10 protein-coding genes and 1 pseudogene are annotated in these 12950 nt (G+C 62.4%); 3 read left to right on the forward strand and 8 right to left on the reverse strand.

From position 1 onward, the window contains the following. Positions 1–4: 4 nt before the first annotated feature. Genes guaD through F2982_RS31635 form a run of 3 tightly spaced genes read right to left on the reverse strand, consistent with a single transcriptional unit; the run spans position 5 to position 2842 of the window. Positions 5–1339 (reverse strand): guanine deaminase, encoded by a 1335-nt coding sequence (gene guaD / locus F2982_RS21985; RefSeq protein ID WP_203430892.1) that lies wholly within the window; start codon positions 1337–1339, stop codon positions 5–7. Further along, the gene (locus F2982_RS21990) at positions 1336–2577 is read right to left on the reverse strand and encodes a urate hydroxylase PuuD (protein WP_203430893.1); all 1242 of its coding nucleotides are present in this window, start codon (positions 2575–2577) and stop codon (positions 1336–1338) included. The genes guaD and F2982_RS21990 overlap by 4 nt, the downstream gene beginning before the upstream one ends. Before the next feature lie 13 nt (positions 2578–2590). Continuing rightward, positions 2591–2842 carry a hypothetical protein gene (locus F2982_RS31635; protein ID WP_246777677.1) on the reverse strand — a complete coding sequence of 84 codons (252 nt, stop codon included), beginning with the start codon at positions 2840–2842 and terminating at the stop codon, positions 2591–2593. Between F2982_RS31635 and F2982_RS21995 the strand changes: the two are divergent. Then, positions 2750–3654, forward strand: a pseudogene (locus F2982_RS21995) (LysR family transcriptional regulator). The gene F2982_RS31635 and the pseudogene F2982_RS21995 sit on opposite strands and share 93 nt — an antisense overlap. On the opposite strand, the gene xdhC reads toward F2982_RS21995, so the two are convergent. From xdhC to F2982_RS22020, 5 genes are all read right to left on the reverse strand, one after another. Then, positions 3597–4475: a xanthine dehydrogenase accessory protein XdhC gene (gene xdhC / locus F2982_RS22000; RefSeq protein WP_203430894.1), complete on the reverse strand. Its 879-nt coding sequence runs from the start codon at positions 4473–4475 to the stop codon at positions 3597–3599. The pseudogene F2982_RS21995 and the gene xdhC sit on opposite strands and share 58 nt — an antisense overlap. 4 nt (positions 4476–4479) lie before the next feature. Next, on the reverse strand, positions 4480–6834 hold the full coding sequence (gene xdhB, locus F2982_RS22005; RefSeq protein WP_203430895.1) for a xanthine dehydrogenase molybdopterin binding subunit: 2355 nt from the start codon (positions 6832–6834) through the stop codon (positions 4480–4482). A 3-nt stretch (positions 6835–6837) separates the two neighbouring features. Next, positions 6838–8319: a xanthine dehydrogenase small subunit gene (gene xdhA / locus F2982_RS22010; RefSeq protein ID WP_203430896.1), complete on the reverse strand. Its 1482-nt coding sequence runs from the start codon at positions 8317–8319 to the stop codon at positions 6838–6840. A 2-nt stretch (positions 8320–8321) separates the two neighbouring features. Next, positions 8322–8687, reverse strand: coding sequence for a hydroxyisourate hydrolase (gene uraH, locus F2982_RS22015; protein ID WP_203430897.1), 366 nt, complete (start codon positions 8685–8687; stop codon positions 8322–8324). A 205-nt stretch (positions 8688–8892) separates the two neighbouring features. Next, positions 8893–10182, reverse strand: coding sequence for an NCS2 family permease (locus F2982_RS22020; protein WP_130281086.1), 1290 nt, complete (start codon positions 10180–10182; stop codon positions 8893–8895). Between the two features lie 341 nt (positions 10183–10523). Here F2982_RS22020 and F2982_RS22025 point away from each other — a divergent pair, with 341 nt between their 5' ends. Beyond that, a complete protein-coding gene (locus F2982_RS22025; protein WP_203430898.1) occupies positions 10524–11348 on the forward strand; it encodes a bifunctional allantoicase/(S)-ureidoglycine aminohydrolase in 825 nt (274 codons plus the stop codon). Positions 11349–11470: 122 nt separating this feature from the next. Beyond that, complete coding sequence (locus F2982_RS22030) at positions 11471–12466, forward strand: hypothetical protein (protein WP_203430899.1); 996 nt, start codon at positions 11471–11473, stop codon at positions 12464–12466. Positions 12467–12950 lie beyond the last annotated feature (484 nt).

Consider the following 12950-nt stretch of genomic DNA (forward strand, 5'->3'; position numbering starts at 1 on the left):
GAGATCAGGCGGTTTCGAGTTGCCTATCGGCCGTCGCGCGCCGCGGCTTCTTCATCGCCTTACCGGCAACATAGACCTCGGCGATGCAGCGGTCGTCGCCCATCGTCTGCAGGATAAAGAGTTCCTCGATCAGCGACCGCGCCGTCCGCATCCGGTATTCCATCGCCGACTTAGCGCGGGAATCGAGGATGACGATATCGGCCGTCACACCCGGTTCCAGCGAACCGATCTCCTGCTCGAGACCAAGCGCCACGGCATTGCCGCGCGTCATCCGGTAGAAGGAGTTGAGCGGCGTCAGCCGCTGGCCCTGCAGATGCAGCACTTTGTAGGCCTCATCCATCGTCTCCAGCATCGAGAAGCTGGTACCGGCGCCGACATCGGTCGCGACCGACCACCGGGCGCCGAGCTTGTCGAAACGGGCGCTGTCGAACAGGCCGGACCCCAGGAAAAGGTTCGATGTCGGGCAGAAGACGCCGACCGCACCACTCTCGGCAAGCACCGAGATTTCCCGGTCGCTCATGTGGATGCAGTGGCCGAGCAGTGTGCGCTCGTTCAGCAGGCCGTAGCGCGCATAGATATCCGTATAGTCCTTTGCCGCGGGATAGAGCGAGGTGGCGAAGGCGATCTCGTCGAGGTTCTCGGAGAGATGAGTCTGCACGTAGCAATCCGGATGCTCGGAAACCAGCGCCTTGCCCATCTCCATCTGTTCCGGCGTCGAGGTGATGGCGAAGCGCGGGCTGATCGCGTAACGGGCGCGGCCGCGCCCGTGCCATTTTTCGATCAGCCGCTTGGTTTCGTCATATCCACGCTCAGGCGTATCGCGCAGCGCTTCCGGCGCGTTGCGGTCCATCATCACCTTGCCGCCGATGACACCCATGCCGCGCTGCTCGGCGGCGGAGAAATAGGCATCGACGCTCTCTGGATGAACCGAGCAATAGGCGACGGCGGTCGTCGTGCCGTTCGACAGAAGCTCGTCCATGAAGCGGCCGGCGACTTCGGCGGCATGCGCGGGGCGGGCAAACTTCTGCTCCTCCACGAAAATATAGGTGTTCAGCCATTCCAGCAGCTGCGCGCCATAGGAGGCAATCGCCTGCGTCTGCGGGAAATGCAGATGCGTGTCGATGAAGCCCGGCAGGATCAGGTTCGGGCGGTGATCCTCGACCTTGATATCGGCGGCGGCGAGTTTCCTGACATCGCCATAGACGCCCGAAGTGACGATCCTGCCTCCGCGTACCAGAACCGCACCATCTTCGAAATAGCGATAGGAGGCATCGTCATCGATGCCCTGCGGCTCGGAGATGAAAGTCAGCACGCGGCCGCGGATCAGGATATCGGTCATTGGGTCTTCTCTCCGTTGATGGCGCTCTCGTACCAGGACACAAGCAGGCGCCGTTCGTCGTCGGTGATCTGAGTGACATTCGCGGGCGGCATGGCATGCGAGCGGCCCGCCTGCAGGTAGATCTCGCGGGCATGGGCCGCGATGTCGCGGTCAGTTTCCAGGGTCACGCCCTTCGGCGGCTTGATGATACCCTCCCACCCCGGCTCCTGCGCATGGCACATGGAACAGCGCCCGAGCACCGTATCGCGCACCTTCGGAAAGGCCTCGGCGGTGACGAAGGGCTGCTGGGCTGCCGAAATCTTCGCCTCCGCCGCATCGCCGGTCAGGATTTTAGGCACCGTCGACAGCCACATGATGCAGATGAAGATGATGACGGTGACGATCCAGGTCCATGTCGGATTGCCGGCATCGGCATGGCGGGTGTTGAAGTAGTGGCGGATGGTGACGCCCATCAGAAACACCAGCGAGGCGATGATCCAGTTGAACTCGGTGCCGAAGGCCAGCGGATAGTGGTTCGACAGCATCAGGAACAGGACGGGCAGCGTCAGGTAATTGTTATGCGTCGAGCGCTGCTTGGCGATCTTGCCGTATTTCGGATCGGGGGTACGGCCGGCCAGAAGGTCGGCGACGACGATCTTCTGGTTCGGAATGATGATGAAGAAGACGTTGGCCGACATGATCGTCGCCGTGAAGGCGCCGAGATGCAGGAAGGCGGCGCGGCCTGTGAACAGATGGGTATAGCCCCAGGCGACGAAAACCAGGATGAAATAGAGCGCAACCATCAGCCGCGTATTGTAGTTGCCGAATGGCGACTTGCAGATCAGGTCGTAGATGATCCAGCCTCCGGCGATCGTTCCGAGCGAGATGGCAATGGCCACCGGCTTGGAAACGTCGAGCACGTGAGGATCGATCATGTAGAGATCCGCTCCGGCATAATAGACGAGACAGAGCATGCCGAACCCCGAAAGCCAGGTGACGTAGCTCTCCCATTTGAACCAGACGAGGTGGTCGGGCATGTTGGCCGGCGCCACCAGATATTTCTGGATATGGTAGAAGCCGCCGCCGTGGACCTGCCATTCCTCACCGAAGGCACCGGGCGGCAGGTCGGGGCGTTTCTTCAGACCGAGATCGAGCGCCACGAAATAGAAGGAAGAGCCGATCCAGGCGATTGCCGTTATCACATGCAGCCAGCGGACGGCGAAAGTCACCCAATCCCAGGCGATGGCATATTCATACATGGAGACCTCCCAGTTATCGGGAACGGTTCTGCCATCGCGCGACTTCCCCGGAAATCCCGTGAAATCCTCGAACACTTTCAAAAAAATCTATAAGATCGCGGCCGCTGTCCCATGAAATGATGTGGTAGAAAGCGCTATGTCCTATCTCGATAACATCCGCGTCTTCGTTCGCGTGATCGAACTCGGTACGCTTTCCGCTGCGGGGCGCGACCAGCGCGTCACGCCTGCTGTCGCCAGCAACCGCATCAAGGAGCTGGAAAGCCATCTCGGCGTCCGGCTCTTCAACCGGACGACACGAAAGCTGTCGCCGACGGAGCATGGCCGCGTCTTCTATGACGGGGCGGTGAAGATCATCGAAGCCGTCAACGAGGCAGAAGGCGCCATTGCCGACCTGTCCCGCAATCCGAAGGGGTCGCTGCGCATTACCGCGCCGCTCGGTATCGGCCGCCGGCTGATTGCCTCGGGAATCCCGAGTTCCACGACAAATATCCCGATATCGAAGTGCGGGTGCGCCTCTCGGACCATAATGTCGACATCCTCGCCGAAGGCGTCGATGTCGCCTTCAAACTCGGCGTGCTCGAGGATTCGAACCTGCGCATGCGCGGCATCCTCAATTGCCAGCGCGTGCTCTGTGCGTCGCCCGACTATATCGAGCGCCGCGGCATGCCCGGGAATGCGGATGCGCTGATCTCGGACAAACACGACTGTCTGCTGCTGCGCTATCCGGGCTCGAAGGAATATTTCTGGACGCTCCTGACGGCCGAAGGCCTGCGCAAGTTCGAAGTCGGCGGCCCTTATGACAGCGATGATGGCGACGTGCTTACGCAATGGGCGCTCGAGGGACGCGGCATCATCAACAAGCCGCTCTTCGAGGTGAAGGCCTATCTGAGAGAAGGTAAGCTGGTGGAGATCCTGAAGGACAGTCCGCCCGCCTCCGTGCAGCTTGCCGCTCTCTATCCGCACAAGCGCTTCCAGGATCCGAAGGTGCGGCTGATGATCGACTTCATGGCCGACCGCTGTCAGCGGCTGATCGGCAAGCTCCTGGACGACGAACCCGCCGTTGCCGAAGCCGACTGATCGCGTTTCGCCGACCAGTTCAGCGCCGCCGTCATGATCTCCGCCGCCGCCAGTGTGGCGATGACGGCCGGGCGCTTGTCCTTAACGACGGTTCCGCCGATCGGGCAGACGAGCTTGTCGAACAGTTCGGGATGACCAACCTCGCGCGACAGCCAGCTGCGGAAGGTCGCCCGCTTGGTCGATGAGCCGATCATGCCGACATAGGCGGCATCCGGGCGGCTGAGCGCTTCGGCGGTGATCAGGAAATCCAGCGCATGATCATGGGTCAGGATCACGAAACTGCTGCCGGCCGGGGCGTCATGGACGACCGCCTCCGGTATCGCCGTCAGGCAGGTCTCGATCCGCGGCACGGAGGAGGCCGCCAGCTCATCTTCGCGGGTGTCGACGAGAATGACGCGCAGGGGCGCGAGCGATAGCGCCATAGCCAGCGCATCGCCGACATGGCCCGCTCCGAACACATAGACGTGCGGGCGCGCAGCAATCTCCCGGTCGCTGCGCGCAACGAGATCACGCGCAAGGCGGGCATCGACCGCCGTCAGCGCAAGGTTGACCCGGCCGCCGCAGCACTGGCCTATCTCCGGGCCGAGCGGCACATTCATCGTGCCTGCGGCGGTCTGCAGCCGCAGCGCCCGGCGCGCCTGGTCGATCGCCATGTGCTCAAGCTGGCCGCCGCCGATCGTCGAGAAGATCGCCCGCTCTGAGACCAGCATCCAGGCATCGGTATCGCGCGGCGTCGAACCCGCGGCCCCAACGACCTCGATCAGGATCGAAGCCGGTTCGCGGCGCAGGAAATCCCGGATGTCTTCACGCGCGGCAGGCATGCGCTCACTCCCTGTTCGCCGCTTTGAGCCGCTCGATCGCCATCAGCACCCGTTCGGGCGTTGCCGGCGCGTCGAGGCGCGGGCAGATCCTGTGATCCGCAACGCTCGCAACCGCGTCCGAGAGAGCATGCAGCACGGAAAGGCCAAGCGGAAGGGGCGGTTCGCCGACGGCCTTCGAGCGATGGACGGTCGGCTCGTAGGCCTGCGACCAGTCCGTCAGCGCGACGTTGAAAATCTTCGGCCGGTCGGAGGCGAGCGGAATCTTGTAGGTCGATGGCGCGTGAGTGCGAAGCCGCCCCTTGCCGTCCCACCACAGTTCCTCGGTCGTCAGCCAGCCCATGCCCTGAACAAAACCGCCCTCGATCTGGCCGATATCGATGATCGGGTTCAGCGAGCGGCCGGTATCGTGGAGGATATCGGTGCGCTCGACGACATATTCGCCGGTCAGCGTATCGATCGACACTTCCGAGCAGGCAGCGCCATAGGCATAGTAATAGAAGGCATGGCCGCGGCCCTTGGCGCGGTCCCAATGGATTTTCGGGGTCTTGTAGAAGCCTGCGGCGGAGAGCTGGACGCGGGCCATATAGGCCTTCTTGACCAGATCGTTGAAGGCGATCTCGTTCGCACCAATGCGCACCCGGTTCGGCAGGAAGATCACCTGTTCGGCTGGCACTTGGTAGGTTTCGGCGGCGAACGCAATCAGCCGGTCCTTGATCTGCCGTGCCGCATTCTGCGCCGCCATGCCGTTCAGGTCGGCACCGGAGGAAGCAGCGGTCGGCGACGTGTTCGGCACCTTGGCCGTCGTTGTCGCGGTGATCTTCACCCGGTCGAGATCGATTTGGAACTCCTCGGCCACGACCTGTGCGACCTTCAGATGAAGCCCCTGCCCCATCTCCGTGCCGCCATGGTTCATATGCACGGAACCATCGGTATAGACGTGCACCAGTGCACCGGCCTGGTTCGATTCCGTCTTGGTGAAGGAGATACCGAACTTGACGGGCGTCAGCGCGATGCCGCGCTTGACCACGCGGTTCCGGGCATTGAACTCCTGGATCGCCTGGCGGCGGCCGGCATAGTCGGCGCTCTCCTCAAGTTCAGCGACGATCCGCTGGATGATGCAATCCTCGACCTTCTGGTGATAGGGCGTGAGATTGCGCTCACCCTCGACACCCATGGCGTCGTAGAAATTCAGCTTGCGGATGTCGAGCGGATCCTTGCCGACGGCAAAGGCCACCTCATCGATGACGCGCTCGGCGCCGACCATGCCCTGCGGTCCGCCGAAGCCGCGGAAGGCGGTGTTGGAGACCGTATTCGTATAGAGCGGCGCGGATTTCGCATGAACCGCCGGGAAGAAATAGGCGTTGTCGCAGTGGAACAGCGCGCGGTCGCCGACCGGGCCAGAGAGATCGGCGGAGAAACCGGCACGCAGCGCGAAAGTATAGTCAATCGCCAGGATCCGGCCTTCGTCGTCGAAGCCGACATCGTAGTCGATCGCGAAGTCGTGCCGCTTTCCCGTCGCGGTCATGTCCTCGTCGCGGTCGAGGCGGAGCTTGACCGGACGGCCGAGCTTCTTCGCCGCGATCGCGGCGAGCGCCGCACACTGGTTGGCCTGCGTTTCCTTGCCGCCGAAGCCGCCGCCCATGCGGCGCACCTCGATCGTCACGGCGTTGCTCGGCACGCCGAGCGCATGGGCAACCATGTGCTGGGTTTCGCTCGGCCCCTGTGTCGAGCAATAGACGATGATCTCGTCATCCTCGCCGGGCAGCGCCAGCGACACCTGCCCCTCGAGATAGAAATGATCCTGCCCGCCAAGGCGCATGCGGCCCTTGACGCGGCGCGGCGCGCTTTCGAGCCCGGCCGCAGCATCGCCGCGCTTCAGCGTCAGCGGTGTGACGACCTGGCGATGGGTTGATACGTCGAGGTCCCATATGTCGATCTCGGCCGGCAGCTCCTCATAGGTGATCTTTGCCAGGCGTGCTGCCCGGCGCGCCTGCTCGCGCGTCTCGGCAATGACACAGAAGATCGGCTGGCCGTGAAACTCGACCTTGCCAACGGCAAGTACCGGATCGTCGTTCATATAGGACGGCGAGATGTCGTTGACCCCCGGCACATCCTCATGGGTCAGCACCGCGACGACGCCGGGTGCGGCAGCGACGGCCGAGAGATCGACCTCCTTCAGGATGCCATGAGCAGCATTCGACAGGCCGAGCCCGGCATGCAGCGTGCCCGCGGGTTCGGCGATGTCGTCGATGTAGATCGCTGTACCGGCAACGTGCTTGTGCGCGGAATCATGGCGCGGGCTGGTATGGACGCCGCCGGTGATCGTTTCGGCTTTGATGTCGGCAGTGTGCTTGTTCATGGCTCACGCAGCCTCATATCTGGACACCTGCGCCAGTTCGGCGCCCGATGTCGTTTCCAGGTAGAATCTGAGAAGAAGGTTTTTTGCGACCAGTGCCCGGTATTCGGCGGTGGCGCGCATGTCGCTCAGCGGCGCATAATCCTCCGCATAGCGTTCCATCGCGCGTTCGACGGTGGCCTCTGTCCAGGGCTGCCCGAGCAGCGCCTCCTCTACGGCAAAGGCTCGTTTCGGCGTCGCGGCCATGCCGCCATAGGCGATGCGGATTTCAGCCACCACGCCATCAGCCGAAAGCTTGAGAGAGAACGCCCCAAGCGTCGCCGTGATATCCTCGTCGCGGCGCTTGGTGACCTTGTAGACGGCGAATGTCTCATCGGCCGCAGGCACCGGCACATGCACGGCCTCGACGAATTCGCCGGGCTGGCGGTCCTGCTTGCCATAGGCGATGAAGAAGTCCTGCAGCGGGATCGTGCGGCGCTCGGCGCCCTTTCGCAGGGTGAGTGTCGCACCCAGCGCAATCAGCGGCGGCGGCGTGTCGCCGATCGGCGAGCCGTTGGCGATGTTCCCGCCGATCGTTCCCATGTTGCGCACCTGCTGGCCGCCGATGCGGTTCACCAGTTCGCCCAGCGCCGGAATATGCTGCAACAGCGTCTCGATCGCCTCGGAATAGGTGACCCCGGCGCCGATCGAGATGATGCCGTCCTTCACCGAGACTGTCTTCAGTTCCTGAAGCCCGGCAATGAAGATAACCGGAGAAATCCGGCGCATATGCTTGGTGACCCAGAGCCCCACATCCGTAGAACCTGCTACGACAGTGGCAGCAGGCGACGTCTCGAAAATCGCGGCAAAATCGTCGAGATCGGCCGGCACGATCAGCTTTCCGCCGCCATTCTCGATTTCGACGCGCGCACCGTCCCGCAGCACCTGCAATCGCGAGATCATCGCCGTGCGTTCGACGAGCAGTGGATCCCTGGCAGTCCCGCCATAGCTGGAGATGGCACGCGCGGCGCGAAGGATCGGTTCGTAGCCGGTGCAGCGACAGAGGTTGCCCTGAAGGGCGATTTCGATCTGGCGGTCGGACGGCTCCGGCGTCTGCATCCAGAGCCCGTAGAGCGACATGACGAAGCCCGGCGTGCAGAAGCCGCATTGCGAGCCGTGATAGTCGACCATCGCCTGCTGCACCGGATGCAATCGTCCGTCACGGCCGGAGAGATGCTCGACCGTCACCACATGGCAGCCATCAAGCGATCCCAGGAAGCGGATGCAGGCATTAACGCTCTCATAGACAAGCCGGCCCGCCGGCGTAAGCCGCCCGACGAGCACGGTGCAGGCGCCACAATCGCCCTCGGCACAGCCTTCCTTTGTACCTTTCAGCGAGCGCGACAGGCGCAGCCAGTCGAGCAGCGTCTGATCCGGCGCGACATCGGAGAGAGCGATGTTCTGCCCATTAAGAATGAAGCGCAACTCTTGGCGGATGGCGACAGTCATCACTAGCTCCCGCGGTAGGTGGAATAGCTGAAGGGCGAGACGAGCAGCGGCACATGGTAGTGGACACGCTCGTCGGCGATGGCAAAACGGATCGGGATGATATCGAGGAACTCGGCCGTACCCGCTGTGCCGCGGAAATAGTCACCGGCATGGAAGCGCAGCTCGTAGGTCCCGGCCCGCATCGCTTCGTCCGACAGCAGCGGCTGATCGCAGCGCCCATCGTCGTTGGTATTGACTGACTTCAGCCGATGCGCCCTCTCGTCCTCGATGCGGTAGAGGTCGATGCGCAGCCTGTCGGCGGGCTTTCCGCGCACCGTATCCAGAACATGGGTCGTGAGCCGGCCGGCTCCTGTTGCATGAGACTGCATGATTTCTCCCAAGCGTAGCACTCCTGTCTCCAATATCGGACAGGGCCATTCCTCTGAAAAGCAGCGAGATCCTTCGAGACTTTCAAGTTTTAGAGGGGGAATGGCGGGCAAGTTTTGAGTTTACAAAGCCGCGATCTGCAAAATCTGGAATGAGAAAAGCCGGGCCGCTCTCTCGAACGGCCCGGCTTTCTCGCGTTATTCCTTACTAAGCGAAGAAGGCGAAGCGCACCACGAAGAGCGCCGCGACGATCTGCGTCGCTGGATGCAGAACCGACCAGCGGCCGGTGCCGACCTTCAGCACGACATAGCTGATGAAGCCGAAAGCGAGACCATTGGCGATCGAGTAGGTGAAGGGCATGGCAAGCGCCGTCAGGGCTGCCGGTGCGGCTTCCGTCAGGTCGTCCCAGTCGATTTCGGTGAGCTCGCGCATCATCAGGCCGGCGACATAGAGCAGAGCCGGGGCCGTCGCGTAGCTCGGCACCGAAGCGGCGAGCGGCGAGATGAAGAGCGCGGCCAGGAACAACACGGCGATAGCCAGCGCCGTGAGGCCGGTGCGGCCGCCAGCCTGCACGCCGGAGGCGCTTTCGACATAGGCGGTCGTGCTGCTGGTGCCCATCAGCGAACCGGCAACGATTGCGGCACTGTCGGCGAGCAGCGCCCGGCTCAGGCGGTTCGGCCTGCCCTCTTCGATCAGCTTCGCGCGCTTGGCAACGCCGATCAGCGTGCCGGTGGCATCGAACACCTCTACGAGCACGAAGACGAGGATGACGTGCACCAGGCCACCATGCAGTGCACCGACGATATCGAGCTGCATGAATGTCGGCAGCATCGACGGCGGCATCGAGACGATGCCCTTGAACTCGCTGACGCCGAAGATCCAGGAGAGGACGGTAACGGCGAGAATGCCGATCAAGATCGCGCCGCGCACCTTCAACGCATCGAGCACGGCAATCACGAAGAAGCCGAAGATCGCCAGCAGCGGACCGGTTTCGCGCAGATTGCCGAGACCAACGAGTGTCGCGGGATTATCAACGACGATATTGGCGCTCTTCAGCGCGATGATCGCCAGGAACAGACCGATACCGGCGGCGATCGCGCTTCTCAGCGAATGCGGAATGCCATCGATCAGCCACCGCCGCACGCCTGTGACGGTGAGGAGCACGAAGATCATGCCCGAGATGAAGACGGCGCCGAGCGCCTGCTGCCAGGTAAAGCCGAGGGCGGCGACGACGGTGAAGGCGAAGAAGGCATTGAGCCCCATGCCCGGCGCCATACCGATCGGCCAGTTGGCGACCAGCGCCATGACGATCGAGCCGAGTGCAGCTGCCAGACAGGTGGCAACGAAGATCGCATCGCGATCCATGCCGGTGCTCGACAGGATATCGGGGTTGACGAAGATGATATAGGACATCGTCAGGAACGTCGTGACGCCCGCGATGAGTTCGGTGCGCACGGTCGTACCGTGCTCCTGCAATTTGAAAAGCCGTTCGAACATAATTCCTCCCGAGGCGAGCGCTCCCGGCGCTGCCCTATGTCATGGGGCCGCCTGCATCTCCTCCGGATACAGGCGCAAGAAACCCGAAATCCGGAATTTTCCTGCTGAGAGGGATTGTGCTTTGCCTGAAAGCGCGGCGCTAGATCAGGATTTCCCCGAAAAAATGCAAAAGACTTTCAAATTTTAGCAACTGTTTCGGCGCGCTTTATTCTGCTCTTCAAGGTCGCAGAGCGGCCGGCCAGACCGCCTGAAACGGCCGTCTGCAACGCTGCTCGGCCCGTTTCTGCCCCGATATCGTCGGGCACCCATCGATATATGCACAATAGTTCGCGGAGTGCAAAGTGACCAACCCTACCTACTTCTCGCCGCGTGGCGGCAACCCTGCCCAGACAGAGCTCCTGTCCGGCCGCGCCGTCTTCACGGAAGCCTACGCAGTCATCCCCAAGGGCGTGATGATGGATATCGTCACCAGTTACCTGCCCTTCTGGGAGAAGACGCGCCTTTGGGTGATTGCGCGCCCGCTTTCCGGCTTCGCTGAAACTTTCTCGCAATATATCATGGAAGTCGCCCCCGGAGGCGGCAGCGACCAGCCAGAGGCCGATCCGATGGCCGAAGGCGTGCTGTTCGTCGTCGAGGGGGAGATCAGCGTAGAGCTTGCGGGAGCAACTCATGTGCTCCGTCCCGGCGGATATGCCTTCCTGCCGCCCTCCTGCGGCTGGCGGCTGCGAAACCGTGGCGAGGAAACCGCACGCTTCCACTGGATCCGCAAAACCTATGAGAAGGTGGAAGGTCTCAGCATTCCCGAACCCATCTTCACCAACGAACAGGATATCGCGCCCTCGCCGATGGCGGGCACCGAGGGACGGTGGGCGACCACGCGTTTCGTCGATCCGCTCGATCTGCGCCACGACATGCACGTGACGATCGTCACATTCGAGCCGGGTGCGATCATTCCCTTCATGGAGACCCATGTCATGGAGCACGGCCTTTATGTGCTTGAAGGCAAGGCGGTCTACCGGCTCAATCAGGACTGGGTGGAGGTCGAAGCCGGAGACTTCATGTGGCTGCGCGCCTTCTGCCCGCAGGCCTGCTATGCCGGCGGACCCGGTAAGTTCCGCTACCTCCTCTACAAGGATGTGAACCGGCACATGAAGCTCGGGCGGTAACAATCAACCAGCAGATCGTTGCCCGGCTGTTAAAACTTATTAAACCATCATCTATAAGCTAGGTGGGATCGACCAACCCGCGCCGAACGAATAGTGCCGCGAAACTGCCAGGAGAATGCGCCGTGTCCAGAAGGTTTTCACTCCTTGGGTTTTCCGGTCTGGCGCTTCTCTCGATCGCGGCTTCCGCACAGGCGGCGCCGTCCGGCTCCACGATGCCGATCCCGAACTGGCTGATGGTACATGTCGGCGTCGACGACGGGCAGATCGCCCTGCCCGTCCTCCAGCGCGCGCGCAGTCTCTATTTCTCGAAGGTGGCCGAAGGCAAAGTCCGGAACGGCTGCTATTTCGCGATGGACGCTACGCGGCCGAACGACCCGGGCGACCAGTCGAGCGGCCGGTTCTATGTGATCTGCGAGGGCGACATGTCGTTCAGCGTCATCTCTTCCGGTCACGGTGGGGGGCGCAATCTCCAGGGTGTGGCGAATTTCTCCAATGGCCGGGAATGCGCCAAGAATTTCGGCAACGCGCTGGATTCCAACCTGACCGCGGGGGGCGCCTATCTGACGAGCGAGATCAAGACCTCCTTCAAAGGCTATTACCGCACCAGTGCCGACCGCCAGGCGGCCTTCATCCGCTCCTTCGTGCAGTTCGACGGGATTGGCGAGACCGCCAATGCCAGACAGCGGGCGATCGGCGGCCATGCGGCAGCCCTCGTTTCCGGCATCTGCATGCAGAAGAAGCCCGACAGCCCCTATGCCAACAGCCAGGGCTATACGCCGCTCGGCAAACTCGTGACCTATGCGGGCGGTCGCAGCGACGGCTGCACCAGCTGGTCGCCATCCGATGCGCCGAAGGTTCTGTCCATGGTCGATGGCAACCCGACGACGCTCTACATCTACCCGGATTCAGGCGACATCAAAGCCGTGGCGCAAGCCGTCGCAGCCGGCCAATCGCCGGTCACCAACGGCAGCTACTGGAACGCCTCCTGCCTGAAAGCGATCGGCTCTCCGAAGTTCTGGCCGAAGGAAAAGCTCGAGCCGATCATCGCCCAGTACAAGGCCGATCATCCGCCGCAGCCGTCGCGCCCCGTGCCGATGTGCGACAGCACGACCAACTGATCCGAAGCGCGATCATTCGCAGAGAATAGCCTCTTCGAAAAAAAAGAGGGCGCTCGACCAGAAGGGAGCGCCCGTACCAAATCTTCGGCGTCAGTTGCGGCGGAGGCCGAAGCTTGGTTGAGGACAATGTGACCCGAGTCGCAGGCCGAGCGCAAGCCGCAACGGAACAAGAAGAGAACACTTCGGCTTTGCCGGCCTGATGGCTGCACAGGTTTTCCACCACTTGTCCACAGGCCAAGCCCTTGAAATAGCGCTATTCTCCGTTGCCGCAGGAACGTTTTGCTGCGGCTCTTCGGCCACGCGCCGTCAGACTTTCATCGGATTGATACCGTCATGTGCCTTGGAGGCGTATCATGTCCTCCTCCTTGAGCGCCAGGCGGCGGGTCGCTCGGAGACAGGGAGCGGCCGGCGCCATCGTTGGCCGCTCCCCGCAATTGCCGCCAACGGCGCTTCATATGCCACTCTTTCATCTGGCGTAAATGAC

The sequence above is a fragment of the Rhizobium sp. BG4 genome (genome assembly GCF_016864575.1).
GTDB lineage: Bacteria > Pseudomonadota > Alphaproteobacteria > Rhizobiales > Rhizobiaceae > Rhizobium.

Excerpts from the sequence above, each read along its gene's own strand:
- guaD (WP_203430892.1), bottom strand. The coding sequence starts at position 1,339 with ATGACCGATATCCTGATCCGCGGCCGCGTGCTGACTTTCATCTCCGAG.
- F2982_RS21990 (WP_203430893.1), bottom strand. The coding sequence starts at position 2,577 with ATGTATGAATATGCCATCGCCTGGGATTGGGTGACTTTCGCCGTCCGC.
- F2982_RS31635 (WP_246777677.1), bottom strand. The coding sequence starts at position 2,842 with ATGGCTTTCCAGCTCCTTGATGCGGTTGCTGGCGACAGCAGGCGTGAC.
- xdhC (WP_203430894.1), bottom strand. The coding sequence starts at position 4,475 with ATGCCTGCCGCGCGTGAAGACATCCGGGATTTCCTGCGCCGCGAACCG.
- xdhB (WP_203430895.1), bottom strand. The coding sequence starts at position 6,834 with ATGAACAAGCACACTGCCGACATCAAAGCCGAAACGATCACCGGCGGC.
- xdhA (WP_203430896.1), bottom strand. The coding sequence starts at position 8,319 with ATGACTGTCGCCATCCGCCAAGAGTTGCGCTTCATTCTTAATGGGCAG.
- uraH (WP_203430897.1), bottom strand. The coding sequence starts at position 8,687 with ATGCAGTCTCATGCAACAGGAGCCGGCCGGCTCACGACCCATGTTCTG.
- F2982_RS22020 (WP_130281086.1), bottom strand. The coding sequence starts at position 10,182 with ATGTTCGAACGGCTTTTCAAATTGCAGGAGCACGGTACGACCGTGCGC.